The sequence below is a fragment of the Bacillus sp. BP-3 genome (assembly GCF_028401955.1).
In the GTDB taxonomy this organism is placed as follows: domain Bacteria; phylum Bacillota; class Bacilli; order Bacillales; family Bacillaceae_G; genus Bacillus_A.
In genome coordinates this window covers 1-1674 of sequence record NZ_JAQOTJ010000051.1, presented here as the reverse complement: position 1 = coordinate 1674, position 1674 = coordinate 1, and the positions used below count along the sequence as shown (strand labels likewise).

1 protein-coding gene and 1 pseudogene are annotated in these 1674 nt (G+C 36.7%); both read left to right on the top strand.

The window, feature by feature from the left end:
• The first annotated feature begins 650 nt into the window (after positions 1-650).
• Positions 651-1358, top strand: a complete 708-nt coding sequence (locus tag PLX19_RS25875) for an IS6 family transposase (RefSeq protein WP_272191797.1) — start codon at positions 651-653, stop codon at positions 1356-1358.
• Between the two features lie 59 nt (positions 1359-1417).
• Positions 1418-1540, top strand: a pseudogene (locus PLX19_RS25870) (IS6 family transposase); the annotation flags it as partial.
• Between the last annotated feature and the right edge of the window lie 134 nt (positions 1541-1674).

The following is a 1674-nucleotide window of genomic DNA, read 5'->3' as shown; positions in this document are numbered from 1 at the left end:
TGTTCAACCTCCTACAGCAAAACGGGCGAAAATCTCATAGGTATAAGAAGAAAACAGTCTTTGATATATTAGGTGTCGTTTACAATTGTACCATGTCTGATAATCAAGCGGCTTAAATTTTAAAAATGAAACCCATTAGGGTTTATTTCGTATGCAAATCTTTAAATTCTTTACACGTAGCCTTTAGAAAAAAGAAACAACCTTTACTATAATTGACGTTGTATGAGCTTAGCTTGATAGCGATGGGGTCACGTCACATGCCCATCAACTTAAGGATTTAGGCCTCACCATATCAAAAAAAGAAAATTGTAGGGGCACGGCAAGAATTCATTCTTTTTGGAGCCATTCAAAAAGAAATTGAGTAAACCACCAATTTGGGGTAGTGAGACGATTCGTACGCTAGTCCGTCACAAACATTCTATGATTTAGGAATTTTCATTGGATCAATAAAAGGTACACTAAAAAACTAAATATAAGATAAATTATGTTTATTAATTGCTTCTAATTCAGTAACTATTAACTCATAACTAAACATAATTTATTAGATTTAGACCAGATGGTTCTGGTGCAAAAACTTCAAAATACATGCAAGTAATCTCTAAATCTTGGACATACTGATACTACCAATCTAAAAAAGGGACGTGATCAGTATGGAAAAGCAAAATTTATTTAAGTGGAAACATTATCAGCCTGACATTATTTTGTTAACGGTAAGATGGTACCTGCGATACAACTTGAGTTTTCGTAATGTAGTGGAAATGATGGGAGAGCGTGGCCTATCGATGGCTCACACAACGATTATGCGTTGGGTTCATCAATATGGGCCGGAATTAGATGAAAGAATACGGCGTCATCTTAGGGCAACAAATGACTCCTGGAGGGTCGATGAAACGTATATCAAAGTAAAAGGTCAATGGATGTATTTATATCGTGCAGTGGATTCCGAAGGAAACACGATTGATTTTTATCTCAGTGAAACAAGAGACACAAAGGCTGCAAAGCGCTTCTTCAAGAAAGCTTTGCGGTCTTTTCATGTTTCTAAACCTCGTGTCATTACGGTGGATAAGAATCCGGCTTATGCTATAGCAATTGAACAGTTGAAAAAAGAGAAAAGCATACCTGACGGTATGCAACTTAGACAGCAGAAGTACTTGAATAACATAGTGGAGCAAGATCATCGTTTTATCAAAAAGCGAGTTCGTTCTATGTTAGGATTGAAGTCACTTCGTACAGCTACTTTAATTTTAAGTGGCATCGAAGCTATGCATATGATGAAAAAAGGACAACTTCACCACAGGGTGAAATCTGTCCAAAATGAAGTTGAATTCATTCATAAATTGTTTGGATTAGCTGTTTAATCTCCCAGTTAACAGGAGATTGCCGTTCTATGTTTCTAGTAAAGCATTTTTGCACCAGAACCTCACGTACGATAAAAGGTATCGAAACCATTCATGCCCTATATAAACAAAGGCGAAGTCTTCAAGGAGACTCCGCCTTTTCAACGTACAATGAACTTCAACAATTACTAGCTACTTCCTAAACATTGTTCCTCATTTACCAACCTGTTTATACTTTTTTCAAGCTTTGCAACAGAACCTCGAGAAGGATATCGTCAATATAAGTCTAATCCAGCAGATTGTGCAGTTTGTCCGTTACGTAAAGGGTGTTTTTCAG

What these genes read in the sequence shown, in the direction of transcription:
- PLX19_RS25875 (WP_272191797.1), top strand. Translation starts at nt 651, where the DNA reads ATGGAAAAGCAAAATTTATTTAAGTGGAAACATTATCAGCCTGACATT.